Annotated in this window: 24 protein-coding genes and 1 riboswitch; of the genes, 12 read left to right on the plus strand and 12 right to left on the minus strand. The window is 64.2% G+C overall.

The features are described from left to right. Window positions 1–337: 337 nt before the first annotated feature. The 6 genes from ACTNBK_RS10315 to ACTNBK_RS10340 all read right to left on the minus strand — a co-directional run bounded on the left by ACTNBK_RS10315 (window position 338) and on the right by ACTNBK_RS10340 (window position 6400). Window positions 338–988, minus strand: a complete 651-nt coding sequence (locus ACTNBK_RS10315) for a hypothetical protein (protein ID WP_441145840.1) — start codon at window positions 986–988, stop codon at window positions 338–340. 300 nt (window positions 989–1288) lie between these two features. Next, entirely contained in the window at window positions 1289–1756 is a 468-nt protein-coding gene (ribH, locus tag ACTNBK_RS10320; RefSeq protein WP_441145842.1) for a 6,7-dimethyl-8-ribityllumazine synthase, read from the minus strand. 15 nt (window positions 1757–1771) lie between these two features. Next, complete coding sequence (locus ACTNBK_RS10325) at window positions 1772–2971, minus strand: bifunctional 3,4-dihydroxy-2-butanone-4-phosphate synthase/GTP cyclohydrolase II (RefSeq protein WP_441145844.1); 1200 nt, start codon at window positions 2969–2971, stop codon at window positions 1772–1774. 15 nt (window positions 2972–2986) lie between these two features. Then, the gene (locus ACTNBK_RS10330; protein WP_441145915.1) at window positions 2987–3634 is read right to left on the minus strand and encodes a riboflavin synthase; all 648 of its coding nucleotides are present in this window, start codon (window positions 3632–3634) and stop codon (window positions 2987–2989) included. Continuing rightward, window positions 3615–4721 carry a bifunctional diaminohydroxyphosphoribosylaminopyrimidine deaminase/5-amino-6-(5-phosphoribosylamino)uracil reductase RibD gene (ribD, locus tag ACTNBK_RS10335; protein WP_441145846.1) on the minus strand — a complete coding sequence of 369 codons (1107 nt, stop codon included), beginning with the start codon at window positions 4719–4721 and terminating at the stop codon, window positions 3615–3617. Before ribD ends, ACTNBK_RS10330 begins: the two co-directional genes overlap by 20 nt. A gap of 174 nt (window positions 4722–4895) precedes the next feature. Next, window positions 4896–5010, minus strand: a riboswitch (FMN riboswitch). Window positions 5011–5893: 883 nt separating this feature from the next. Next, complete coding sequence (locus ACTNBK_RS10340) at window positions 5894–6400, minus strand: CarD family transcriptional regulator (RefSeq protein WP_441145848.1); 507 nt, start codon at window positions 6398–6400, stop codon at window positions 5894–5896. A 213-nt stretch (window positions 6401–6613) separates the two neighbouring features. Between ACTNBK_RS10340 and ACTNBK_RS10345 the strand changes: the two genes are divergently transcribed. The 5 genes from ACTNBK_RS10345 to ACTNBK_RS10365 all read left to right on the plus strand — a co-directional run bounded on the left by ACTNBK_RS10345 (window position 6614) and on the right by ACTNBK_RS10365 (window position 12651). Next, a complete protein-coding gene (locus ACTNBK_RS10345) occupies window positions 6614–9463 on the plus strand; it encodes a tetratricopeptide repeat protein (RefSeq protein ID WP_441145850.1) in 2850 nt (949 codons plus the stop codon). 805 nt (window positions 9464–10268) lie between these two features. Then, window positions 10269–10457, plus strand: coding sequence for a hypothetical protein (locus ACTNBK_RS10350; RefSeq protein WP_441145852.1), 189 nt, complete (start codon window positions 10269–10271; stop codon window positions 10455–10457). A gap of 219 nt (window positions 10458–10676) precedes the next feature. Next, the gene (locus ACTNBK_RS10355) at window positions 10677–11243 is read left to right on the plus strand and encodes a manganese efflux pump MntP (protein WP_441145853.1); all 567 of its coding nucleotides are present in this window, start codon (window positions 10677–10679) and stop codon (window positions 11241–11243) included. 31 nt (window positions 11244–11274) lie between these two features. Further along, window positions 11275–12156: an RluA family pseudouridine synthase gene (locus tag ACTNBK_RS10360; RefSeq protein ID WP_441145855.1), complete on the plus strand. Its 882-nt coding sequence runs from the start codon at window positions 11275–11277 to the stop codon at window positions 12154–12156. A 108-nt stretch (window positions 12157–12264) separates the two neighbouring features. Then, the gene (locus ACTNBK_RS10365) at window positions 12265–12651 is read left to right on the plus strand and encodes a hypothetical protein (protein ID WP_441145856.1); all 387 of its coding nucleotides are present in this window, start codon (window positions 12265–12267) and stop codon (window positions 12649–12651) included. Window positions 12652–12987: 336 nt separating this feature from the next. Here the strand turns inward: ACTNBK_RS10365 and ACTNBK_RS10370 are convergent, their stop codons facing one another. The 3 genes from ACTNBK_RS10370 to ACTNBK_RS10380 are packed head-to-tail and all read right to left on the minus strand — an operon-like array spanning window position 12988 to window position 14842. Continuing rightward, window positions 12988–13536, minus strand: a complete 549-nt coding sequence (locus ACTNBK_RS10370; RefSeq protein WP_441145858.1) for a hypothetical protein — start codon at window positions 13534–13536, stop codon at window positions 12988–12990. Then, window positions 13536–13850: a hypothetical protein gene (locus tag ACTNBK_RS10375; RefSeq protein WP_441145860.1), complete on the minus strand. Its 315-nt coding sequence runs from the start codon at window positions 13848–13850 to the stop codon at window positions 13536–13538. Before ACTNBK_RS10375 ends, ACTNBK_RS10370 begins: the two co-directional genes overlap by 1 nt. After that, entirely contained in the window at window positions 13844–14842 is a 999-nt protein-coding gene (locus ACTNBK_RS10380) for a hypothetical protein (RefSeq protein WP_441145862.1), read from the minus strand. The genes ACTNBK_RS10375 and ACTNBK_RS10380 overlap by 7 nt, the downstream gene beginning before the upstream one ends. 276 nt (window positions 14843–15118) lie before the next feature. On the opposite strand from ACTNBK_RS10380, the gene ACTNBK_RS10385 reads away from it, so the two are divergent. From ACTNBK_RS10385 to ACTNBK_RS10400, 4 genes are all read left to right on the plus strand, one after another. Next, window positions 15119–16834, plus strand: coding sequence for an S-layer homology domain-containing protein (locus tag ACTNBK_RS10385; RefSeq protein ID WP_441145864.1), 1716 nt, complete (start codon window positions 15119–15121; stop codon window positions 16832–16834). Window positions 16835–16937: 103 nt separating this feature from the next. Further along, on the plus strand, window positions 16938–17537 hold the full coding sequence (locus ACTNBK_RS10390) for a hypothetical protein (RefSeq protein WP_441145866.1): 600 nt from the start codon (window positions 16938–16940) through the stop codon (window positions 17535–17537). Window positions 17538–17618: 81 nt separating this feature from the next. Beyond that, complete coding sequence (locus ACTNBK_RS10395; RefSeq protein WP_441145868.1) at window positions 17619–18392, plus strand: amidohydrolase family protein; 774 nt, start codon at window positions 17619–17621, stop codon at window positions 18390–18392. Between the two features lie 137 nt (window positions 18393–18529). Next, window positions 18530–19897 (plus strand): MATE family efflux transporter, encoded by a 1368-nt coding sequence (locus ACTNBK_RS10400; RefSeq protein ID WP_441145870.1) that lies wholly within the window; start codon window positions 18530–18532, stop codon window positions 19895–19897. A 164-nt stretch (window positions 19898–20061) separates the two neighbouring features. Here the strand turns inward: ACTNBK_RS10400 and ACTNBK_RS10405 are convergent, their stop codons facing one another. The 3 genes from ACTNBK_RS10405 to ACTNBK_RS10415 form a co-directional block, all read right to left on the minus strand. After that, the gene (locus ACTNBK_RS10405) at window positions 20062–20850 is read right to left on the minus strand and encodes a hypothetical protein (protein ID WP_441145872.1); all 789 of its coding nucleotides are present in this window, start codon (window positions 20848–20850) and stop codon (window positions 20062–20064) included. Between the two features lie 69 nt (window positions 20851–20919). Beyond that, entirely contained in the window at window positions 20920–21339 is a 420-nt protein-coding gene (locus ACTNBK_RS10410) for a hypothetical protein (RefSeq protein ID WP_441145874.1), read from the minus strand. Window positions 21340–21594: 255 nt separating this feature from the next. Then, on the minus strand, window positions 21595–21924 hold the full coding sequence (locus tag ACTNBK_RS10415; protein WP_441145875.1) for a PadR family transcriptional regulator: 330 nt from the start codon (window positions 21922–21924) through the stop codon (window positions 21595–21597). Between the two features lie 224 nt (window positions 21925–22148). Here ACTNBK_RS10415 and ACTNBK_RS10420 point away from each other — a divergent pair, with 224 nt between their 5' ends. From ACTNBK_RS10420 to ACTNBK_RS10430, 3 genes are read left to right on the plus strand one after another with little or no spacing between them, the layout of a single operon-like run. Further along, entirely contained in the window at window positions 22149–22487 is a 339-nt protein-coding gene (locus ACTNBK_RS10420) for a LysO family transporter (protein ID WP_441145917.1), read from the plus strand. Beyond that, on the plus strand, window positions 22484–23077 hold the full coding sequence (locus tag ACTNBK_RS10425) for a lysine exporter LysO family protein (RefSeq protein ID WP_441145877.1): 594 nt from the start codon (window positions 22484–22486) through the stop codon (window positions 23075–23077). Before ACTNBK_RS10420 ends, ACTNBK_RS10425 begins: the two co-directional genes overlap by 4 nt. Window positions 23078–23090: 13 nt before the next feature. Continuing rightward, window positions 23091–23681 carry a sugar O-acetyltransferase gene (locus ACTNBK_RS10430; RefSeq protein ID WP_441145879.1) on the plus strand — a complete coding sequence of 197 codons (591 nt, stop codon included), beginning with the start codon at window positions 23091–23093 and terminating at the stop codon, window positions 23679–23681. The last annotated feature ends 226 nt before the right edge of the window (window positions 23682–23907 follow it).

Consider the following 23907-nt stretch of genomic DNA (forward strand, 5'->3'; position numbering starts at 1 on the left):
AGGTTACATAGAGGAATTTGCTTGCACTTGCAACGTCCACCAAAAATCGAAAGCCTTGCTAATTTCGAGCCAATCGGACGGTGTAAAATCCCTATGAAAATGCTTATGAAGCGTGATACCAGATAGGATTTGAAACAGTGAAAAACCTTGTATTTCCAAGGATTTTCTTGCACTGTGTTGCACTTGGTTTCATCGTATCGGGTCTACTCCTAAGCGGAATGTAGTGCGTTCGAGTCGCGCCGGGGGTGCCAGGAAACAAGAACAGGCGTCCGTGCTCAGCCAAGGCAGCTGGGACGGACGCCTGTTTTATTTCATTAGACTAGAAAAAGGAAGGACGTCATTCACCGATTCTGGAAACCACCTTTTGTTCCGTGATCTCCATATGTTGGCGGCGGTAGGTGTCATTGTCTTTCTGCCGGAGTTCAGCCTCCACCTGCGCCAGCTGCTTTTCCAGAATTTCCTTGTCCTGCTGCCCGCCTGCCGCCGCGATTTTCTGTTCCAGCTGCGCTTGGGTCTGCTTCAGCTTTTCGATCTCCCGGTCTACCTTGTCTGTGTTTCCGGTGGTTTTCATGATGGTGGGTTTTTCGCCTTCCCTCTGGGGGGCGGTTTCAGACGGCTCCTGCGTGGTCTCCAAACTGTTATCCACCTGGATGACTGGGCGGCCGGCTTCATCGTGGGCGATTTGATACGTCCCCGACGACTGCTGCGGCGGCTGCGCTTCATAGGTATCAAATCGTTTTTTCCATTCAGCGGAAGAGGTCTTGCTGCCTTCCTGCCCTTCCCGCTGCTCCAGCTGTGCGATCTGATTTTCCAGATTTGCGATGCGTTTGTCCTTTTCCTCCTGGGGCAGTTTTTCATTCTGCTTGATCTGCTCCAGCTGCTGTTTCAGCTGTTCTATTTTTTGCTCCAAAGAAGCGGTGTTGTTGGTCCCCTGGGCCTGCGCAGAGGATATGGAATTGTCTGTTCCGGCGATATTTCCGATGCTCATGGCTGCTGCCTCCTTTGCAGAAGATGTCGAATCAGAACAACTACCACCGATGGGTGAGGTGAAACTTCACCGTTTGAGACCATCGTAGTACAACCGGACAAACATGTCAACCTGATTTCAGAGGGCGGCAGGGGAGGCTGTCCGCGGTGGGGCACCCCCTCCTCACCCGGTAGAGCATCCGGCTGTGGACGGAGGAAGGGGGCCGGACCAGCGCCACCCGACAAAGCAAAAACCGTGCCCCCGCCCGGATACGCCGGGATGGGGGCACGGTTTTTCAGTCTGACAGCGGGACGGCTCCGGTCAGGCCTCGATATCCCGGATGAGGTTGACCATCTCGATGGCGCTCAGGGCGCAGTCGTAGCCCTTGTTGCCGGCCTTGGTGCCGGCGCGCTCGATGGCCTGCTCGATGTTCTCGGTGGTGAGGACGCCGAAGAGGACGGGGATGCCGCTCTCCAGACCCACGGCGGCAATGCCCTTGGAGACCTCGTTGCACACATAGTCGTAGTGGCTGGTGGAGCCCCGGATGACGGCGCCCAGGCAGATGACGGCGTCGTACTTGCCGCTCTTGGCCATCTTGGAGGCGATGAGGGGGATCTCGAAGGCGCCGGGCACCCAGGCCACGTGGATGTCCTCCTCCTGCACGTCGTGGCGGACCAGGCCGTCCATGGCGCCGCTGAGGAGCTTGGAGGTGATGAACTCATTGAACCGGGCGGCCACGATGCCCACCCGAATGCCTTTGGAAACCAGTTTTCCTTCCAGTGTCTTCATGTCAATGTCCTCCTTTTAATAGTGCAGGATGTGGCCCATGCGCTCCTGCTTGGTCTTGAGATAGAAGCGGTCGTAGTCGGTGGCCTCAATCTGGATGGGCACCCGCTCGGTGATCTCCATGCCGAACTCGGCGAGCTGGTAGACCTTGTCCGGGTTGTTGGTCAGAAGGCGCATGCTCTTCACGCCCAGGGTGCGGAGGATCTGGGCGCCGATGTAGTACTCCCGCTGGTCCCCGGCAAAGCCCAGGGCCAGGTTGGCGTCCAGGGTGTCCATGCCCTTTTCCTGGAGCTCGTAGGCCCGGAGCTTGTTGATGAGGCCGATGCCCCGGCCCTCCTGGCGCATGTAGAGGAGGATGCCCCTCCCCTCCCGCTCGATCTGGCTCATGGCGGCGGCAAGCTGCTCGCCGCAGTCGCAGCGCAGGGAGCCGAAGGTGTCGCCGGTGAGGCACTCGGAGTGGACCCGGCAGAGCACGTTCTGACCGTCCCCGATGTCCCCCTTCACCAGGGCCACGTGGTGCTCGCCGTTGAGACGGCTCACAAAGCCGTGGGCCACGAAATTGCCGTACTTGGTGGGCATTTTGGTCACCGCCACCTCGTCCACCAGCTGGTCGTGGCACTTGCGGTAGTTCTGGAGGTCCTTGATGGTGATGAAGGTGAGGCCGAACCGCTCCGAGAGCTCCATGAGCTCGGGGGTGCGCATCATGGTGCCGTCGTCCTTCATGACCTCGCAGCACAGGCCGCAGGCCTTCAGCCCCGCCAGGCGGCACAGGTCCACGGTGGCCTCGGTGTGACCGTTTCGCTCCAGGACACCGTTCTTCTTGGCCAGCAGGGGGAACATGTGCCCCGGCCGCCGGAAGTCCTCCGGCTTTGCCCCCTCCTCCACGCACTTGAGGGCGGTCACCGACCGCTCCGCCGCCGAGATGCCGGTGGTGGTGGACACGTGGTCGATGGAGACGGTGAAGGCCGTCTCGTGGTTGTCGGTGTTGTACTGGACCATCTGGGGGAAGCGGAGCTTCTGGACGTACTCCTCCGACATGGGCATGCAGATGAGGCCCTTGCCGTGGGTGGCCATGAAGTTGACGTTCTCGGTGGTGGCGAACTCCGCCGCGCAGATGAGGTCGCCCTCGTTCTCCCGGTCGGGGTCGTCGGTGACCAGAATGAGCTTGCCCTGCCGCAGGTCCTCCAGGGCCTGCTCGATGGTGTGAAACTGTGCCATGACTGTTTCCTCCTCTTAAAAGCCGTACTGGGCCAGAAATTCCTTGGTGATGCCCCCCTCCGCCCTGGTTTCCGGGGCGGGGGTCAGGAGCTTTTCCACATACTTGCCGATGATGTCGTTTTCCAGGTTGACCAGGTCCCCCGGCCTTCGGTTCCGGAGGACGGTCTGGGCCACCGTGTGGGGGATGGCCGAGATGGCGAAGCTGGCCTCGTCCACCCGGGCCACCGTCAGGCTGATGCCGTCCACGGTGATGGAGCCCTTCTCCACGATGTAGCGCAGCAGGTGGGGCGGGGCCGAGACGGTGTACCACACAGCGTTGTCGTCCCGGCGGACCGACTTTACCCGGCCCACCCCGTCCACATGGCCGGAGACGATGTGGCCGCCGAAGCGCCCTCCCGCCGCCATGGCCCGCTCCAAATTGACCTCGGTGCCCGGCCGGAGCCCGGCCAGGGAGGAGCGGTTCAACGTCTCGTGCATCACGTCGGCGGTGAAGCTGCCCGCCGTCCGGCCGGTGACGGTGAGGCAGATGCCGTTGACGGCAATGCTATCCCCCACCTTGGCGTCCTCCAGCACGGTGTGGGCCTGGATGGTGAGGACGGCGGAGTGCCGCCCCCGGTCCACCGCCGTCACGGTGCCCACCTCCTCAACGATCCCCGTGAACACGGTCATCCACCTCGCTCTCCAGCAAAAAGTCCTCGCCTAAGGTCTGTATTCTCGTGTTTTTGAGATAAAAGGCCGCCTGGGGGCTGGGGACCCCCGTCCCCTCCACCGGGGACTTGGCCCCGGTGCCCCCCAGCAGCTTGGGGGCGAGGTAGGCGTATACCCTCTGGACCAGCCCCTGCTCCAGGAAGGACCAGTTCAGGGTGCCGCCCCCCTCCAGCAGCAGGCTGTCCATCTCCTCCGCACCCAGGGCGTCCAGCAGGGCCCCCAGGTCCACCTTCCCCGCCCGCTCCGGCAGAGAGAGCACCCGGCACCCGGCGGCCTGATAGGGAGCGTGCCTGGCCGGGTCGGTCTCGCAGGTGGCCAGGATGGTGGGGACCTCTCTGGCCGTGGTCACCACCCGGGCGGTGAGGGGGGTGCGCAGATGGCTGTCGCAGACGACCCGCACCGGGTCCCGGCCGCCGGGCAGGCGGCAGTTGAGCATGGGGTCGTCGGCGAGCACAGTGCCCACCCCCACCAGAATCCCCCGGCACCGGTGGCGCAGCCGGTGGACGTGCTCACGGGCCGCCTCCCCGGTGATCCACTTGGCGTCCCCGGTGTAGGCGGCGATCTTGCCGTCCATGGTCATGGCGTATTTCATCACCACATAGGGCCGCCGGGTGCGGATGTAGTGGAAAAAAAACCGGTTGAGGGCGCGGCACTCGGCCTCCAGCACCCCCACGGTCACCTCCACGCCCCGCTCTTGCAGCCGGGCGATGCCCTTGCCCCCCACCAGGGGGTTGGGGTCGGTGGTCCCCACCACCACCCGGCGGATGCCGGCGTCCAGCACGGCGTCCACGCAGGGGGGCTGCCGCCCCTGGTGACAGCAGGGCTCCAATGTTACGTACAGGGTGGACCCGGCGGGGTCCTCCGTGCAGGCGGCCAGGGCCTCCCGTTCGGCGTGGAGTTCCCCGCAGCGGTGGTGGTAGCCCTGGCCGATGATCCGGCCGTCCTTCACGATCACCGCCCCCACCATGGGGTTGGGGCAGGTCCACCCCGCCCCCTGCTCGGCCAGCTCCAGCGCCAGGGCCATATAGTCGCGGTCTTCCATGTTGTATCCCTCCGCGGGGCAAAACAAAAGCTGCCCCGGACAGATGGTCCAGGGCAGCGGAAAGGCGGTAAACCGACGCCCCATGGGGGCGCGGGCAACAAAAAAATCTGGATGTCCGAAAACATACCAGAGCAGCCGTATGACGTGGGGGACCTGGGGACAGGTCCTGCGTCTTCCGATCTTCTTCCATCCCGACTGTACGGTCGGCTTCGGAGTTTCACCGAATCATGCCTTGCGGCTCGTGGGCTATACCACCGGTAGGGAATCTCACCCTGCCCTGAAGATCTATCCAATTTTTACGAGGCACAGTATACGCCCCATAGGGGCGGTTGTCAAGCATAAAAATTCAGGGCGTGTGCATGGGGAACCATGCCGAAAGAGCCTTCCCCCTTTCAGGGGGAAGCGGGTCCGGAGGAGCAGATCAGGAGGCGGCAAACTGGGATAGGGGCGGATAGCATCCGCCTGCAAGCCTTCCCCTGGGGGTCTGACTGTCCGGTGAACAGTCAGAAGAAATCACTTCTTCCTTAGCCCGTGGTGGCATTTGCGGAGCAAATGACGGATGAGGGGCCGCAGCGTGAAGAAAATGTGCCGGTGGCACAATGGGGACCCAAATGGGAGGTATCCCATTTGGGGGAGGAGGAGCAGCGAAATGATCGAGCTTTGACGCTGGCGGCGAAGCGAGGGATATGGAGCCTGCGACGACGACAGCGTAGGCCCGGCCAGCTATGCTGGACGGGTTTCGCCGGAAAGGACGGGGAAGACGGCTCAAAACCCGTTTCTTTTTCCCGCAGGAAAAAGAACGGTTTTTGGAATCCAAAGAAAAAGGGGCCTCTAGGCGGGTTGAGTGGTTCCAAATAGGAATCCGGCGGCCCGGCTTTACGCCCCCGTTGAGGACCAGCACCGTCCACAGGAGACTCCGCTGGCGGAACAGGGAAAGGCCATGGTTCTATCCCCACTTTTTTCGCCGCCTGCGTGGGTGGGTGTCGGGGCGTGGCGCCGCTGCCTGGGATTGCCGTTGCTGCGGCGCGGGTGCGCAGGCGCCCAAAGTCCGCCCCTACCCATGCCCACAGCGTTTCTCGTAGGGGCGGCCTTTGGCCGCCCGCAGGCCCTCCCCTTTGAAGGGGAAAGGCGGCTGAATCGCATTCAAATCGTGCCCCGACGCCTGAGCATGCTCAGGCGTCGCTCTCCCCTTCCGCGGCGGCGCGGATGTAGTCGGGGACGGAGTCCAAGGGGATGCCGAGCACGGCGGCGATCTCCCCGTGGAGGAGCTCCTGGGCGCTCTTGAGGTAGCGCTGGTCCACCGCGCCGGGGCGTTTGCCCCGGCTGACGGCCCGCTGGCCCTTCTCATAGGCCCCCTTGATGAGGCCCACCAGGGCCTGGCAGTCGTGGCTTTTGAGCACCGACACATAGTGGTCCTTGAGGGCGGTGAGACTGCGCTCGGCCAGGGGCTCGGCGGGGATCCGGGAAAACTGCGCCAGCAGGTCATGCACCTCCTCTGGTGTCATGAGGGGGCGGGAAAAGACGGGGCCGTCCACGGGGGCGTAGATGATCCCGGAGCCGTAGAGGGGCTCCAGGGTGTAGTAGAGCCGGTCCCCCCGGTCCCCCTCCAGCGGTCCCACCGCCTTCACCTGGCAGACGCCGCTGCCGCCGTAAATGATCCGATCTCCCGCCCGGTACATGCCGGTACCTCCTTTCACGTACAAAAACAGGTGAAATCAACCGTAAAAGATCTCTTTTCTTATTTTAACACAATTTTTCGCAGAGTGTAAGTAAAATTTCCAGTCCGTGGAGACAACCGGGAACGGGAAGGTTCTTGAATCCGCCGCCCGGGTGATGTAGAATGGAACTCAAGGCGCCCTGTCATGGGCGGAAAGGACGGGTGACGGCAGAGCATGCTGGAGGAAAAGGAGAAGGGGACGCCGGAGGGGCAGGAAAACGTGGTATTCGTGAATACGGCCCTCATCTGGCGGGCCATGGAGCAGGTCCAGCGGTCTCAGGCCGATTTCCGGGCCCTGCTGGAGCAGGCCCACGAGGACCCGGCTGTGGCCTATGATGTGGGGCTGCGGTACGCCCAGGGGGACGGTGTGGACGTTGACCTGAAGGAGGCCGCCCACTGGTTCGCCGTGGGGGCGGAGACGGGGGACCTGCGGGCGGTGGAGGCCCTGGGCCGCTGCTATCAGGCGGGGGACGGCGTAGACTTTGATCCGGTCCGGGGGGCGGAGCTCTTCCGCCAGGCCGCCGAGGAGGGGTATCTCCCCGCGGTGTGCGACCTGGGCCTGTGCTACGAGGCGGGGGATGGCGTGGACGTCGACCCGGTCCGTGCCGCCGAGCTCTACCACCAGGCCGCCGAGGAGGGCTATGCCCCGGCCCAGTGCAACCTGGGGGTGTGCTATCTCAACGGCATCGGGGTGGAGGCCGACCCGGTCCGGGGTGCGGAGTGGCTGGGCCGGGCCGCCGAGCAGGGCTTTCCCCGTGCCCAGAGCATCCTGGGCGTGTGCCGGGAGAACGGCACCGGCGTGGAAACTGACCCGGCGGAGGCCGCCCGGCTCTACCGTCAGGCGGCGGAGCAGGGTTACGCCCCGGCCCAGTGCAACCTGGGGGTGTGCTACCTCAACGGCATCGGCGTGGAGGAGGACGAGGGCGCGGCGGTAGAATGGCTGGAGCGCTCGGCGGCCCAGGAATTTCCCCGTGCCCAGAGCATCCTGGCCGACTGCCTCCAGACGGGCCGTGGGACGGCGGAGGACCTGAAGCGGGCGGTGTCCCTCTATGAGCAGGCGGCGGAGCAGGGGTATTTGCCCGCCATCTGTGACCTGGGGCTGTGCTACGAGAACGGCACCGGGGTGGACCGGGACCCGGTCCGGGCGGTGGAGCTCTACCGCCGGGCGGCGGAGGGGGGCTATGCCCCCGCCCAGTGCGACCTGGCGGTGTGCTGTCTCAGCGCCATCGGGATGGACCGGGACGAGAAAGAGGCCGTGGTGTGGCTGGAGCGGGCGGCGGAGCAGGAGTTCCCCCGCGCTCAGAGCATTTTGGCCGACTGTCTCCAGGCCGGCCGTGGAACGGAGCGGGACCTGGAGCGGGCGGCGGTCCTCTACGGGCAGGCGGCGGAGCAGGGGTACCTGCCCGCCATCTGCGACCTGGGCCTCTGCTACGAGGTGGGCGAGGGTGTGCCCGAGGACAAGGCCAAGGGGGCGGCGCTCTACCTCCAGGCCGCCGAGGGGGGCTATCCCCGGGCCCAGTGCAACCTGGGCTTCTGCTGCCTCCACGGCATCGGCGTGGAGCAGGACGGTGCCCGGGCGGTACAGTGGCTGGAGCGGGCGGCGGAGCAGAACTTTCCCCGGGCCTTTGATCTGCTGGGGGACTGCGCCGCCGACGGCATCGGCATGGAGAAGGACCCGGCCAAAGCGGCGGAATACTACCGCCGCGGGGCGGAGCTGGACTATCCGCCGGCCATGGTAAGCCTGGGCCTGTGCTATGAGAACGGACGGGGGGTGGAGGCCGACCCGGCCCGTGCCCTGGAGCTCTACTGCCAGGCGGGCGAGCGGGGCGAGCCGGCAGGGGCCTGCAACGCGGGCTACTGCTATCTCACGGGCATTGGCACCGATGCCGACCCGTCCAAGGCCATCCCCTGGCTGGAGAAGTCGGCGGAGCGGGACTTCCCCCGCGCCCTGGACATCCTGGGGGACTGCTGCTGGAACGGCCAGGGCGTGGAGCCGGACGAGCAAAAGGCGGCGTCGTATTACCGCCGTGGGGCGGAGCAGGGCTATGCCCCCTCCCTGGCCAGCCTGGGCCTGTGCTACGAGCTGGGCCGTGGGGTGCCCGAGGACAAGGAGAAGGCGGTGGAGCTCTACCGGCGCTCCGCCGAACAGGGCTACGCCTATGCCCAGTGCAACCTGGGCTTCTGTTATCTTCACGGCATCGGGGTGGAGCCCGACGCCGCCCAGGCGGTCCACTGGCTGGAGCAGGCGGCGGAGCAGGGCCATCCCCGTGCCCTGTACCTGCTGGGAAACTGCTGCCTGGACGGCGAGGGGACGGAGCAGAACGACCAGCGGGCGGCGGAGTGCTACCGCGGCGGCGCGAATCGGGACTATCCCCCCGCCATGGCCAGCCTGGGCTACTGCTATGAGACGGGCCGGGGCATATCCAAGGACGAGTACAGGGCGGTGACGTTCTACCGGCGGGCGGCGGAGCGGGGACACGCCTACGCCCAGTGCCAGCTGGGCCGCTGCCTCCTCTACGGCGTCGGTCTGCCCCAGGACCCGGATGAGGGGGAGGCCTGGCTGAGGAAGGCCGCCGACCAGGGTCACAACGAGGCCCGGTATCACCTGGGCCGGTGCCTGCTGCTGGGGGAGCGGCTCAGAAAGGACCCGAAGGAGGGGGAGGCCCTTCTGCGGGCGGCGGCGGAGGACGGCCATACCCAGGCCCAGTTCCTTTTAGGCAGCGAGTATCTGGAGGGAGACCGGCTGCGCCGGGATGAGCGGCTGGCGGCGGAGTTTCTAAGCCGTGCCGCCGAGCGGGACCATGCCGGCGGGCTCTATCTGCTGGGCCGGTGCTATGCCGAGGGCCGGGGGGTGGCCAAGGACCTCCTGCGGGCGGAGGAGCTCTACTGCCGTGCCGCCGAGCTGGGCGACCGGGACGCCGCCCAGGCTTTGAAGGAGCTCCGGGCCGCCACCGCCCGGAAGCCCGAGGAGCCTCCCAAAAAGGGCGGTTTCCTGGGCCTGCTGAAGAAATTTAAGGGAAAATAGATCCATTGCGAGGGGGACGCCGTCAGGCGTCCCCCTCCTCTGTTCTAACCATCGGGCGGCCACAGGCCGCCTCTACGCCAGCCTTGCGGCGTGGTTTGGCGGGCAATCAGGGGCCCCGGGAAAGCGCGCAGCGCTTTTCTGGGGAAAGGAGGGGCAAGGGAATAAAATGAGGAATGCCCGCAAGGGCGTTCCGAATGGAATGGACTTTGCCCCGACGTCGTCGCGCCCCGCAATAGAAGGAAAACCAGGCAGCGCCACCACTCCGCGACACCCACCCACGCAGGCGGCGAAAAAAGTGGGGATAGGACCACGACTTGTCCCTGTTCCGCCCAGGTAGTCTACCGTAGACGGGGCTGGACCTCAATGGGGGCGTAAAGCCGGGCCGCCGGATTCCTATTTGGGACCACTCAACCCGCTTGGAAGCCCCTTTTTCTTTGGATTCCAAAAACCGTTTCTTTTTCCAGCAGGGAAAAAGAAACGGTCTTTGAACGTCTCCCCCGTCCTTTTACGCAACAAAAAGCAATGGGCCTTGACGTGGTTTGGCGCGCAATCAGGGGCCCCGGGAAAGCGCGCAGCGTTTTTCTGGGGAAAGGAGGGGCAAGGGAATAAAATGAGGAATGCCCGCAAGGGCATTCCGAATGGAATGGACTTTGCCCCGACGCCGTCGCGCCCCACACAAAAGTAATTCCAGGCGCACCGCTCTGCCCGCAAAAAATTTTTTCTCCACCTGTCACAAAAGGACCCTCCCAATCGATATACCCTAAGAAGGACCTCCGCCGGAGCGGAGGAGATGGGAGGGCGCTCCATGACAGAAAAGAGAACGAGATCCCCCCTGCCGGTGGTGGGACTGGTGGCCGTGGCTGCTGCGGCGCTGCTGTTTTTGGGGGTGTGGACCCAGGCGAGCCGGGCGGAGAACTGGGCCCAAGAGCCCTCCCAGGCCCGGGGCGGCGTCTGCCAGGCCCCGTTTGTGCTGGCCTGCCCGGATTTTGCTTGACAGGGGTAAAAGTTCATGTTACCATACTTTTCAAGCATAAGGGAGTAGTCGGCGCGGTCACCGCGTAACGGAGCCAACATGCTGGAGCGGCGCGCTCCTGGCTTTGTTTTCAATGACGAGACTTATCTGCTTTCGGCAGATGGGTCTCTTTTTTTGTGCCCCGACGCATACCCTGTCCCATGGCCCTCTGCCGGACCAGTATCAGGGAGGAATGTTATCATGAATCTGTGGGAACTCTTCATCATCGCGGTGGGCCTGAGTATGGACGCCTTCGCCGTGTCCATCTGCAAGGGCTTGTCGGTGGGCCGGGTGTCCCCCCGCCACGCCCTCACCTGCGGGGTGTGGTTCGGCGGCTTCCAGGCCCTCATGCCCGCCTTCGGCTGGCTCCTGGGCACCCGGTTCCAGACCCTCATCACCACCGTGGACCACTGGATCGCCTTCGTGCTGCTGTGTATCATCGGCGGCAACATGGTCCGGGAGTCCTTCGGGGACGAGGAGGAGGAGGTCTCCGCCTCCTTTTCCCCCGCCGCCATGCTCCCCCTGGCGGTGGCCACCAGCATCGACGCCCTGGCCATCGGCGTCACCTTCGCCTTCCTCAGCGTGGACATCGGTCCCGCCGTGGGCTTCATCGGGGTCACCACCCTGGTCCTCTCCGCCATCGGCGTGTGGGTGGGCGGCTTCTTCGGCGACCGGTGGAAGGCCCCCGCCGAGCGCTTCGGCGGCATCGTGCTCATCCTCATGGGCTGCAAGATCCTGCTGGAGCACCTGGGCATTTTCGTGTTATAATAGCGGTACATCAGAGATAAGGAGGTCCCCTATGGACGAGAGACGGCTTTTGACGGTGGAGGAGGAGACCACCCTCCTCCCCTTCCTGCTCCTCCGGGTGAAGGACAAGTCCCGGAACACGGTGAAGGGTCTGCTGTCCCGGCGGCAGGTGATGGTGGACGGCAAGGTGGTCACCCGGTTCGACACCCCCCTGACCCCCGGCCAGACGGTGGAGCTGCTGCCCAAGAGCGCCGCCGGCGCCGCCGAACTCCCCTTCCCCATCCTCTACGAGGACGCCGGGCTCATCGCCGTGGACAAGCCCGCCGGGCTGCTCTCCATAGGTAACGAGCGGGAGCGCCGACGCACCGCCTACCGGGCGGTCTCCGAGTATGTAAAGGCCCGGGAGCCGGGCAAACGCATCTTTATCGTCCACCGGCTGGACCGGGACACCTCCGGGGTGCTGGTCTTTGCCAAGGACGAGAAGCTCAAGCACGCCCTCCAGGACAACTGGGAAAAGTTAGTAAAAAAGCGGGGCTATGTGGCGGCGGTGGAGGGCCACCTCCCCCAGGCGGAGGGGACGGTGCGCTCCTGGCTCCACGAGACGGCCACCCACCTGGTCTACTCCGGCCCCAAGGGGCGGGCGGCCAAGGAGGCGGTGACCCGCTACCGGGCGGTGGCGGAAAACCGGGGCTACACCCTGGCGGCGGTGGAGATCGACACCGGCCGGAAAAACCAGATCCGGGTCCACATGCAGGACCTGGGCTGCCCCATCGCCGGCGACCGGCAGTACGGTGCCCAGACCGACCCCATGGGGCGGCTGGCCCTCCATGCCGACGTGCTGGTTCTCACCGACCCCCGCAGCAAGAAGGACCTCACCCTGAAGGCCCCTCTGCCCCTCCCCTTCCGCAAGCTCTTCCCCGGCGTGGAACTGTGAGGGCGCGGCCCCAAAAAGTTTAGATTTTGTTTGTAAAATCGTCATAGAAAATGTTAGGCCTGCGGTGTAGACTAGTTCCATCTCAAATGAAAACAGAGGTGAACTGCCATGGTGATCGGAGAAATGGGGAGCGGCGCCGCCGGGACCCAGCAGAGCGGGCAGGACGAGGCCACCATCCAGCTGCGGCTCCGGCATCTGGAGGTCCAGCTCCAGCAGGTGGAGTCCGACCGGACCCTGTCCGAGGAGGAGCGGGAAACCCAGGAAAAGACGCTGGAGGGGCGCATCGACCAGCTGGAGCGGCAGGCGGAGGCCGCCTCTTCGGCCCAGAGCGTCTCGGGTACCCAAACGGCGGCCATAGAGACCACGGCCGTCCCGTCCGCCCGGACCACGACGCCCCGGTTCGACACCTTTTCCGCCCGGGAGGCCGAGCCCTCCGCCGGACTCTACAAGCTCACCCGGGACGAGAGCGGTGAGGTATCGGTGGAGCTGGAGTGACCTTTCCGCCATATGTCCTATCAAACAGACCGGCCATGGGGCGTTCCCATGGCCGGTTTCAGCTTGTCGAAAAAGTGTCCATACGCTGGATTTTGTACAAGAGCCTCGCAGAGTTCCGTCATCCGCAGATGACGGAATGAAATAAAATCTGTTTTTTCCGGCGACATGTGCGTCGGAAAAAACTCTGCTCAGCCTGCAAGCGTGCGAGCGTAGCGAGTGCGACGCAGCAGGCTGCATCTCTTCGAAAAAATGCTTGCATTTTTGAGAGAGCCTGTCGACTTTGTCGACAGGCTCAGGGCGGGTCCACTGAGTGGACCCGCCCTCTTTGCGTATTTTTTAAGCGCTGCGCCTGGCCCTTCTCCGGAGCTTGAGGATGAGAACCACGGTCACCGCCACCACGGCGGCCACCAACACCACTGCCAGGACGATCTGTATCCGGTCAGCGGCCTCCAGCTCTGCCGCCCGCTCCTCTACCTGGTCGATGACGGCCTGGTCGGGCTCCACCCCCGTCCCCGTGGGGTCGGACAGGCAGATCCACACAAAGCGGTTCCCATAGATGTAGCCTGTGTAACCCCAGAAATTCCCCACGCTGTCCACATAGCAGGGACTCAGATGGTCCGCCGGGTAGTTCTCCACGGTGAACGTCCGCAGGGGCTCCGCCACCCCTGGGTAGAGCCACAGGGCCGTCTCCACCGGTCCCTCCAGGGCGCCCATGTAGGTGGGATCGAATTTCACAAAGTCCCCACCGTAGAGCTCGGCAAAGGCAACGGTCTCCGCCGCAGGCTCCGGGGGCTTCTGCCCGGGGCCCACCACGTCGGCCCGGGCGGCAACGGGCATCACCGCCAGCATCAGCAGCAGGACACAGGTCAAAAGTCTCTGTTTCATCACAGGATACCTCCAATCACAAGTCCCAGTCCGAAGGAACAGCCGTTGACCCACAGTGAGAACAGGAAGGGGGCCCGGATGTGCCGGGCACACAGGAGATAAACCAGACCCTCCACCCCCACGGCAGCACACTCCAGCAGGAGCAGGAGCCAGGGGGACGGGAAAATGAGGTTCAGGAGAACCACCGCCGGGTTTGTGAGTACGTTGGCCAGGGTGCACAGCAGAAGGTCCTGTCCACGCACCCCCCACAGCAGGGCCAAGGGCAGCTCCACAGCCAGGGTGAGGGCCAAGCAGAACAGGAAATAACTCAGCACCGGCCCTTCCCCCTTCTCAGCCCCAGGAGGAGCAGGGGCAGGGAGACAAGAGCGGCCAGGGAGGCGGATACCGGTCCCCCCGGCAAAGGGTCATACCCCAGCAGGGAGGGGACCACCCCCAGGAAGAGGGCGAAGGTGAGCAGGCCGAAGGCCAGGCCCCTGGCCCCGGGGAGGCGGCGGGCGGCTCCCCAGAGGGTGAGGGGCATGGTCATGTTGAAGAGGCACACGGCGGCCAGGCCGGGTCCCGCCCGCCCCGCCAGAAGGAAGCAGGCCGCCGCCGGGACCAGGGAGAGCCAGGCCGTCCGCCGGGGTCCCAACCGGTCGGCCAGCAGACCCCCGGCGACCTTGCCCCCCGCCGTGGCGCAGGCCAGCACCAGGGGCAGCGCCCCCTTCCAGGGGAAGTCAAAGAGGGTACCGGCAAAGGACCTCAGCACCACCACAGCGAAGAGGCACAGCAGGGGGAACGGCCCCGCCACACCGCCCTCCGGCGTCAGGTCCAGAGGGGCGTTGGGGACACCCCGCCCCCAGCGGAGAAGGGTGGCCCCCAGACCCAGAAGGGGCAGGACTACCGCCAGGGCGGGAAGGGCGTCTCCGGCGGCAAGCAGGGTGCCCAGGGCGACGCCCAGAGTCCCCGGCGCGACAAAGAGGCCCAGGGGACCGCATTTCCCGCTGCCATTAAGGGTATAGAGCCCGCCCCCCACGTGGAAGCAGGCGTTTCCCAGCCCGGCGCAGACGGCGGCGGGGCGCAGGCCGGGCAGCCCCCAGGCCAGGGCGGTGAGGCCGCAGCCCAGGGCGGTGAGCCGCTCCCCGCCCCCCAGGGCGTCGGCCATCAGGCCCACCGGCATCTGGACGGCAAAGGCGAAGCAGTTATAGAGCAGCAGAGCCGTGACGGCGTCGCCGCCCCCCTCCAGCCGCCCCAGGACCAGCAGGGCACAGGCAAAGTCCATCCAGAGGTGGGTGGCGGCGTAGAGGGGCAGGGCACGGAGCTTCATGGGACGGCCTCCTTCCCGACGGGCGCAAAGCCGGTTCTTTTATCCCTTCAGACGCAGTTTTACCCAAAAAGTTCCCTTCCGGGCGGTAAAATGGCTCTGTCCAGCAACCCTTTCCTCTCTTTCCAGAACTTCAAACTTGAAAAAAGCCTAGTGATTTAGTATCCTTATCGCCACAGCCAGCGTGCCGGTCCACCGGGCCGGCGCTGCGGCCGGGCGGAGTCTCCTACGGCGGAGCCCCGCTTTTTCCACTTGATAAACACACAAAGGAGCATCACCATGCGAAAGATCCCCGCGGCCCTTCTGGCCCTGACCCTCACCGCCTCCCTCACCGCCCCCCAGGCCGGTGCCGCCAAGGCCGACAGCCTCCCCGAGCTCAACGGCCACTGGAGCCAGTCCGCCTTCCAGCGCTGGCACGGCTACGGCATCGTGGAGGGGGACGACCGTGGCATGCGCCCCGACGACGCCATGATGGTGAGCGAATTCGCCGCCCTCCTCAGCCGCACCATGGGCTACACCAAGCAGGCGGAGAACCACTACGCCGACCTGAAGGGCGACGAGTGGTACGCCCCCTACATCCTCCAGCTCACCGCCGCCGGCATCCTGGAGGGGGACGGCGTCAACTGCAACGCCGATGAGCTCATGAGCCGTGAGCGGGCCACCGTCCTCTTTGCCCGTGCCCTGGGTATCCGCCCCTCCGAGGCCCCCAATCTGAACAGCTTCGTGGACGGCGACTCCGCCGCCGAGTGGTCCGCCGGCTACATCGACTCCATGGCCAAGGCCGGTATCATCCAGGGGGTGGGCAACGACACCCTGGCCCTGGGGGCCAACATCACCCGGGCCTCCGTGGTTACGGTGCTGGACAACGCCGTGGCCGAGTACGTTACCGAGAAGGACGCCGAAATCACCGGCGACGTGGACGGTATTCTCCTGGTGGCCGCCGACGGCGTTGCCGTAAAGGAGGCCCAGATCACCGGCAGCCTACTCCTCGCCCCCAAGGCCGGGGAGACCACCCTCACCGTGGAGGACTCCACCCTGAAGGGCGACCTGCTGGTGGAGACCGGCGGCGCCGATGTCTCCCTCACCGGCACCGAGGTCCAGGGCGAGGTGGCCCTCACTGGGGACGGGAACGCCCTCACTCTGGGCAAGGGCTCCAAGGCCGCCCAGGTGGCCGTAGACGGCGGCGAGAACACCGTGGCCGTGGCGGAGGAGGCCTCCATCGGCACCCTCACCGCCCGGGCCGCCGTGGAGGTGGACAACCAGGGTGCCATCGACAAGGCCCTGATCCAAGCCGGCGGCGTGGTGCTGGACGGCAACAAGCCCGGCGCCATTGAGGTGGACGAGGACGTGGACGCTCCCACCGACAGTGAGGGCAACCCCGTGGTGGAGGACGAGCAGCCTGGGACCGGCGACGACCAGGACGGCGAGAACGGCCAGGGCGGCGGCGGCCAGGACGAGGACGACGAGCAGGAGCCCGATGTCCAGGCCCCCGTCACCCTCACCGACGTGGTGATCTCCACCCACCAGCTGCCCGAGGGGGTGACCTCCACCGAGACCGGCCTCTCCTTTGACGAGAGCACCGCCCTGGTCCAGAACGGCGGCTCCGGCACCCTGACCCAGTCCCAGGTGGCCTCCATGGGCGGCGGCGGGGAGTACACCGTCTACTTCTCCATTCCCCAGGCCCTGGGCGACAGCACCCTCCAGTTCGACAAGATCGTGCGCACCATCAACGGCGGCTCCCCCACCACCTGGGCCGTCTCCAGCCAGACCGGTGCCGAGGAGGGCTCCGGCTGGTGGACCAAGAGCGAGGATCGCTACTTCTTCAAGTGGGGCGCCGTCTTTGCCAAGGAGGCCGACGGCCTCTACCAGATGACCGACGGCGGCATCTACGACTACACTCTCTCCTTCCTCAAGACTGAGGAGGGGAAGGACATCGCCGTGGCCACCTGCACCTTCCGCATCGATCTGAGCGGCTACACCATTTCTGAGGAATAACCGTACACCTTCCAGGGGGCGGGCCACAACTCCGGCGCCTCTCTCTTTTGTTGCGCTCCCATACCCTTCATGTTATACTGGACCCATAGAAGGGGGGATCCTCGTGTCCCAGTACAGACAAAAGCGTGTCATGTTCTTTCTGCTTTTGGCGGCCCTTGTTTTGCTGCTTGCGGCCTTCTTTCTCTGGAACAGGCCATCCCGTCTGGACTGCATCCTGTACCAGGAGGGCTATACCATCACCGGCTGTTCCGAACTGAGCCTGTCCGTCACCATCCCCAAGAAGCTGCTGCCGGACGGCTTTCCACAGGAGGCAGAGGCCTTTGAGGCCTCCGACAACCTGGACCTTCTTTTATGGAGCGACGGCAGCTCCAGCCTCTATCTGAACACCCTCTGCTACGCCAACGGAAGGACGCCCGACCTGCTCTGGGCCTCCTTCCATTTCCAGTATGAGCCCTCCAGCTGCGGCTCTCTCCTTCTGCCCTATCTGCCCGACGGTCAGGGCGGCTCCACACGGAGCCTGGGGCTCAGCAGCACTGAGGCAGAGGTAGACCATTCCCCCTGGCCCGACGCCGTCCATATCGCAGGACAGGGACCGGACGAGATCTTCTCCGTCTATTTGGACGCCGCCGCGTTCCAGGCCGCCAGTGAGTCCTTCACCTTCCAGGTGGACGACCTCTGGGAGGTCTCCTATCAGCCTACGTAGATATGACCTGTTTCGACCGTCTTTTTCTTCAAAGGAGGTCCTGGATATTATCTACCCTGCTCATCAAAAAACGCCCGGTTCGTGGTCTCCTGCGACGACGATGACACACTCTACGCGTGGGTGAATCTCTTCATCCGGGATAGCGTCATCGTCTCCATCAGACCCCACTACCACCAGGCCGACACGGTGCTGGACACCTCCTCCATGGCAGACTACCCCGGCCTCATCAACACCCACCACCACCTCTACCAGATCTTCTCCCGGAACCTGCCCGAGGTTCAGAAAATGGAGCTCTTCCCCTGGCTGGTCACCCTCTACGAGGTTTGGAAGGGCTTGGACGAGGAGGTGGTGACCTGGTCCGCCCTCACCGACCTGGTTGAGCTCCTCAAGACCGGCTGTACCACCTGCTTTGACCACCATTACGTCTTTCCTAGGGATGCCGGTAACCTCTCCCAGAGGGACGGCGGCCTGTCCCCCGACTCCGTGGTACAGACCATCGACGAGATTTTAGCCGACTCGGAGCGGCTCTTCCGGGTGTGGCACGCCCCCTCCCCCTGCTCTCCCTTCTCCGCCTCCGGCGACCTGCGGCGGGAGACCTCAAGGCCAGCCCGGAGCCTGAGTGTGCGGCTCCACACCCAACTGTCCCAGACAAAGGATAAGGTGCAGTTCACCACCGAAAAATTCGGCATGCGCCCCTTGCAGTACATGGAGTCCCTGGGCTGGGTGGGGCCCGACGTGTGGTTCGCCCACGGCGTCCACTTCGACGACGAGCTCCTCCTTCTGGCCGAAACCGGCACCGGCGGAGACCGTTCGCTATACCCCAATCAGGTGGTCGGGGGCTATTTGAACCGCTGAGTCCGTCTCCGGCAGACCCCGCCAGTCCCGGGCTGGGTCTGCCGGATTTTTTTGTGTAAAATCTACGTTGTATTTCTGTAAGCCTGTGGTAAAATGTAGTTTTGTTCCGATAACGTTCTGTATTGGGGAGGCAGCATATGGCGGCGCAAGCACAGACGACGCTTCGGACCCCGGAAAGGGCCCCTCTTTTTTCCGCTGACGCTCTGCGGCGGCTCATTATTCCACTGGTTGTAGAGCAGTTTTTGGCCATGACTATCGGTATGGCCGATACCATTATGGTAACCTCGGTAGGTGAGCACGCTGTCTCCGGTGTCTCGCTGGTGGACAACATCAGTACCCTGCTCATCAACGTCTTTTCCGCCCTGGCCACCGGCGGCGCGGTGGTGGCGGCCCAGTATCTGGGCTCCCGCGACGAGCAAAACGCCTGCTCCGCCGCCAAACAGCTCTTCTACGCCATCGGCGCCCTGTCAGCGGCCACCATGGCCATCTGTCTTCTCTTCCGGGAGCCCATCCTCCGACTGGTCTTTGGCCACCTGGACGACAACGTGATGGAGGCCGCCATGACCTATTTCCTCCTCACTGCCATCTCCTATCCCCTGTTGGCCATCTACAACGCCGGCGCTGCCCTCTTTCGGGCCATGGGCAATAGCAAGGTGTCTATGCTGGCCTCCCTGCTGATGAATGTTGTCAACATTGGCCTCAACGCCATCCTCATTTACGGTGCCGATATCGGCGTGGCGGGTGCCGGCTTCGGCACCCTCTTCTCCCGGCTGGCTGGGGCAGTACTCATGACCTGGCTCATTTGCCAGAGCGGCCACCGCATCCACATCGACCACCTGCTCCAATTTGAATTTCGGGGACAGCTGGTGAAGAAAATTCTCCGCATCGGCGTCCCCAACGGCCTGGAAAACGGTATGTTCCAGATCGGCAAGCTACTGGTGCTGGGACTGGTCACCCCCCTGGGTACCTCCGCCACCGCCGCCAACGCCATCGCCAACTCTGTGGCCGGCGTGGTCAACGTGCCCGGCAATGCCATCTCCCTCTCTCTCATCACTGTGGTAGGTCAGTGCATGGGCGCCGGTGACTCCAAACAGGCTGTGCGTTACACCCGGAAGCTCATGATCATCGTCTACCTGGCCATGGGCAGTCTCAGCGTCCTTCTCTTCTTCTGCGCCGCCCCCGTGGTGGGTCTCTTCGGCCTCACCCCCGGTGCCGCCGTCATGGCCATCCAGGTCCTCCGGTGGTGTGCCGTCTTCGACCTCATCTTCTGGCCCATGTCCTTCACTCTACCCAACGCCCTCCGCGCCTCCGGCGACGCCAAGTTCACCATGATCGTCTCCATGTGCTCCATGTGGATCTTCCGCATCGGCTTTTCCTACCTGCTGGTGCCCCAGATCGGCCTGCTGGGCGTGTGGGTGGCCATGTTCATCGACTGGATCGTCCGGGCCGTGGTCTTCCTCATCCGTTTCCTCAGTGGCCGCTGGAAAACCAAGACCGTCATCTGACCCCAGGGGGACATTTCGACCCAGTGCGCAGAGAGCCGGCCACGGACGCAAATGCGAAATGCTTCTCATATAGAAAAAGATAGGTTGGGCGCCCCTTGTCGGGCGTCCAACCTATCTTTTTTTACACCTGTTTTGGGTCCCGATCATCCGGGACAATGCGGGACTCAAGGCAACCGCGGCAACGCCAGTCCCGGACCGGCCACGCCGATGATGGACTGGAGCTCAGCGTCATACCGCTCCCGCTGGGCCTTCACCGACTCCTTCTTACGGACGGCGGAAGCGTACTGACTGACGAAATCGCTGTCGGTGAGCTGTCCCATCTGGTACTGGTATTCCAGCTTCTTCTTCTCCAGCTCCAGCTGCTGCTCCTGGAGCTGCAGGGAACAGCACTGGGCATAAAGCTCCTCATAGCCCAGACCAGACGGGGGCAACAGCCCGGCGTATAGGGCATATTCCAGCTCGGCCTTGCCCAGCTTGGCTCCAGTCAGCTTCAGATAGCTCTCTGCCTGCTTCTTCTGCCACTCATACTGCTCCTTCTGGACCTTGAGCTCGGCCTGCTCGCTCTGCAGCTCTAAAAGCTGGGCATATGCAGAGGAGGCCCCTTCGCTGTCCGAATCATAGTAGCAGAGGGCGCCGGGCCCTTCCAGCAGCCGGAGCTGGTCGCGGATAGCCTTTTCCTGGAGCTCATAGAGCTTTTTATAGGCCTCCGCCTGGGCAAACTGACTCCATAGCTCCTCGGCGCTCAGGTCGGTATACTGGCTGACGTCCGGGAGGGAAAAGGAGGGCAGGGTACCGGTGGAGGCTACGGTTCCCGCCGGGAGCGCAGCAGCCATGGAGAGATCCTGGGGACGGGCAGCCGGGTCGGCCTTGGGTCCCCCGGGGGCTGCGGAGGCTGTAATTGTCAGGCCGGTGGCCAGTGCGACCATCGGGATCAGCCAGAGCAGTTTTTTCATGTTCAACCATCCTTCCATCCATTGTTGCGTCCGCGCTCCCAGCTGCGGAGAGTTGTAATCATATTTATTTTACCATTTAATGTCATGCATATCAATGAAAAGGAAAAATCTTCTAAGTCTACCTGGGGCGGCCCGGCCCATGTTCCGGGGGTGCAGGTGGATGGGGGTGGCCAGGCCCGTGCTCCGGGGGTACAGGCGGATGGGGGTGGCCCGGCCCGTGCTCCGGGGGCGCAGGCGGATGGGGGTGGCCCAGCCCGTGCTCCGGGGGCGCAGGCGGATGGGGGTGGCCAGGCCCGTGCTCCGGAGGCGCAGGCGGATGGGGGTGGCCAGGCCCGTGCTCCGGGGGCGCAGGCGGATGGGGGTGGCCAGGCCCGTGCTCCGGAGGTGCAGGCGGATGGGGGTGGCCAGGGCTGTGCTCCTGGGGCGCAGGCGGATGGGGGTGGCCCGGCCCGTGCTCCGGGGGTGCAGGCGGATGGGGGGCCGGTTCACCTTCCCGGGGCGTCAGCTGCGCCTGTCCGCCCAGGGCCTCCACCAGTTCAGACAGATTGCCCAGGCTGTTCAAGGCCGTCTGGTAGGCCCGCTCCGGCGCTTCGCCATCAGAGAGGGCCTGCGCGTAGCGGTCCAACAGGTCGGCGGACAGTTCATCCCGGGTGCCTCGGAGCTCCTCCGAGTCGGGCAGATCCTGAAACACAGCTTCGATGTAGGTACGCAGTTTCTCCTGATATTCCATAGCGTTTCCCCCTTCTAATCCGTTAACAACAGGCCGATCAGCTCCTGCATGTCGGCCCACTCCCGCTGCCGCCGCCTCAGCCAGGCCCGCCCCTCATCGGTGATGGAGTAGTACCTCCGCCTGGGACCACCGCTTTTGTCGCTTCCCCAGTAGGAACGGATACACCCTTCGTGCTCAAGCCGGCGCAGGGCGGTATAGAGGGTGGCCTCCTTCAGCTCGAAGCGGCCTTCGGTTTTCTGCGAGATGCTCCGGTTGATCTCATAGCCGTAGGTGTCTCCCCTCATGAGACAGCACAGGAGAATCCCGTCTGTGTAGCCGTAGAGCATATCGTGGGCAATCTGCAACTACCTCACCTCATGAGATAACTATACCACGACTACATCGTAATGTAAAGTAGTTAGAAAAATTTTATCCTATGGGGCGGCTCTGTCTAATCCGCGGCGCATCCCGCGCTTTTACCTGTTGCAATGGGCCGTCATATCTGGTACCTTATTCCTTGGGAATGGGTGGGCGTCCCCCGGGAATGGGATGCCCCATCAAAAGAACAGGAGGCACCACTGTGCAGTATATGGATTTCAGCCTGCTCCTCTACATCGGGATGCTGGCGCTGGGCGTCCTTGTGGGCTCCCGCAAATCGGTCCGGACCCGGAAACTCTCCTGGCTGGGCCGACTCCAGTCCGTGGCCCTTATCGCCCTCATTGCCGTTCTGGGGGTGGAGATCGGCGCCGACGACAAGGTCATCTCCTCCCTGGGTGAGATTGGCCTCTCTGCCCTGGTCATCACCGTCTTTGCCCTGGCCGGCTCCCTGCTGGCCGTCACCCTGGTCCGCCGCCTGTTGGGCCTGGACAGCCAGGGACGAACCTCCTCCCAGCGGGAGGAGAACAAGGAGGAGGTGAAGGGGGCATGACCGGCTGGATCATCGGCGCCGTCCTGGGCGGCATCGCCGCGGGCTACCTATTCATCCCCCAATCTCTGGCCCAGCACTGCGGCACCCTCATCACTGTGGGGCTGTGCCTCATTCTCTTCCTGGTGGGCGTGGACATGGGCCGGCAGGGCAACGTGTGGCGGGACATCAAAGCCGCCGGCCTTAAGGTCCTCCTCATCCCCGTGGCCGTGGCTGTGGGCACCCTGGCCTTTGCTGCCCTGGGCAGCCTCCTCCTCCCCCTCAGCGCCCAGGAGACCATGGCTGCCAGCGCCGGCTTCGGCTGGTACTCCCTGGCCCCCATGCTTCTCTCCTCCTACTCCGCCACCCTCTCCGCCGTGGCATTCCTCTCCAACGTCATGCGGGAGGTGGGTTCCATCCTTCTCATCCCCATTGTGGCCAAGCGCTTAGGCTTCATCGAGTGCGTCGCCCTTCCCGGCGCCGCCGCCATGGACACGGTGCTCCCCGTGGTGGTGGGCTCCACCCATGAGCGCATCACCATCTACTCCTTTGTCTCCGGGGTCATCCTCTCCTTCGCTGTCCCCGTGCTGGTGCCCCTCATCATGAACCTGTAAGGAGGCAGTCCCCATGACGGAGAAGGAAAAAATGGACGCCGGCCTCTGGTACGACGCCAACTTTGACCCCGAGCTCCTCGCCGCCCGTACAAAAGCAGAGGAGCTCTGTGCCTCCTTCAACACCGCGGCGCCGGGAGACACCGAAACACGGCAAACCCTGCTCCGTGCCCTGATTCCCGGGTTGGGAAAGGACGTCACCATCCTCTCCCCTTTCTACGCCGACTATGGCGCCAACTGCCGTATTGGTGACGGCAGCTTTCTCAACCACGGGGTCTACCTCATGGACGGCGCCCCTATTACCCTGGGCAAAAACTGTTTCCTGGGTCCCAACTGCGGGCTCTACACGGCCAACCACCCCCTGAACGCCGCCCAGCGGGCCCTGGGCCTGGAACGGGCCCTCCCCATCACCCTGGGGGACGACGTGTGGCTGGGTGGCAACGTGGTGATCCTACAGGGGGTCACCATCGGCAGCGGCAGCGTTATCGGGGCGGGGAGTGTCGTCACCCACGACATTCCTCCCGGCGTGGTGGCGGCGGGGAACCCCTGTCGGGTGCTCCGCCCCATCACCGACGCCGACCGAATCACGCCGGAATCTGCCCCATGATTTGGCTGCGAAAAAAATGCTTGCATTTTCATGCAAAAAATGGTATGCTACCTCCTGCCGCTTGATGCGGCTTCTGATTGGAGTCATCTGATCAAAGATTTTGACCGCTCCTCTGCCTGGGGAGCCAAGGCTACACGGACGGCCGGGTCAAATGCCGAAAACCCGTCGAAGAGCCGGGGACCGTACCGCGGGTACGGATTGGCAACTTTTGTTGCCTTATTGATTG

Source organism: Intestinimonas sp. HCP28S3_D6, assembly GCF_052065695.1.
Lineage (GTDB): Bacteria > Bacillota > Clostridia > Oscillospirales > Oscillospiraceae > Intestinimonas.

Bases quoted from the DNA above. Each gene is read 5' to 3' on its own strand.
- ribH (WP_441145842.1), bottom strand. From the start codon at position 1,756: ATGAAGACACTGGAAGGAAAACTGGTTTCCAAAGGCATTCGGGTGGGC.
- ACTNBK_RS10350 (WP_441145852.1), top strand. From the start codon at position 10,269: ATGACAGAAAAGAGAACGAGATCCCCCCTGCCGGTGGTGGGACTGGTG.
- ACTNBK_RS10380 (WP_441145862.1), bottom strand. From the start codon at position 14,842: ATGAAGCTCCGTGCCCTGCCCCTCTACGCCGCCACCCACCTCTGGATG.
- ACTNBK_RS10360 (WP_441145855.1), top strand. From the start codon at position 11,275: ATGGACGAGAGACGGCTTTTGACGGTGGAGGAGGAGACCACCCTCCTC.
- ACTNBK_RS10340 (WP_441145848.1), bottom strand. From the start codon at position 6,400: ATGTACCGGGCGGGAGATCGGATCATTTACGGCGGCAGCGGCGTCTGC.
- ACTNBK_RS10315 (WP_441145840.1), bottom strand. From the start codon at position 988: ATGAGCATCGGAAATATCGCCGGAACAGACAATTCCATATCCTCTGCG.
- ACTNBK_RS10400 (WP_441145870.1), top strand. From the start codon at position 18,530: ATGGCGGCGCAAGCACAGACGACGCTTCGGACCCCGGAAAGGGCCCCT.
- ACTNBK_RS10325 (WP_441145844.1), bottom strand. From the start codon at position 2,971: ATGGCACAGTTTCACACCATCGAGCAGGCCCTGGAGGACCTGCGGCAG.
- ACTNBK_RS10385 (WP_441145864.1), top strand. From the start codon at position 15,119: ATGCGAAAGATCCCCGCGGCCCTTCTGGCCCTGACCCTCACCGCCTCC.
- ACTNBK_RS10345 (WP_441145850.1), top strand. From the start codon at position 6,614: ATGCTGGAGGAAAAGGAGAAGGGGACGCCGGAGGGGCAGGAAAACGTG.
- ACTNBK_RS10420 (WP_441145917.1), top strand. From the start codon at position 22,149: ATGGATTTCAGCCTGCTCCTCTACATCGGGATGCTGGCGCTGGGCGTC.
- ACTNBK_RS10365 (WP_441145856.1), top strand. From the start codon at position 12,265: ATGGTGATCGGAGAAATGGGGAGCGGCGCCGCCGGGACCCAGCAGAGC.
- ACTNBK_RS10430 (WP_441145879.1), top strand. From the start codon at position 23,091: ATGACGGAGAAGGAAAAAATGGACGCCGGCCTCTGGTACGACGCCAAC.
- ACTNBK_RS10370 (WP_441145858.1), bottom strand. From the start codon at position 13,536: ATGAAACAGAGACTTTTGACCTGTGTCCTGCTGCTGATGCTGGCGGTG.
- ACTNBK_RS10355 (WP_441145853.1), top strand. From the start codon at position 10,677: ATGAATCTGTGGGAACTCTTCATCATCGCGGTGGGCCTGAGTATGGAC.
- ribD (WP_441145846.1), bottom strand. From the start codon at position 4,721: ATGGAAGACCGCGACTATATGGCCCTGGCGCTGGAGCTGGCCGAGCAG.
- ACTNBK_RS10405 (WP_441145872.1), bottom strand. From the start codon at position 20,850: ATGAAAAAACTGCTCTGGCTGATCCCGATGGTCGCACTGGCCACCGGC.
- ACTNBK_RS10425 (WP_441145877.1), top strand. From the start codon at position 22,484: ATGACCGGCTGGATCATCGGCGCCGTCCTGGGCGGCATCGCCGCGGGC.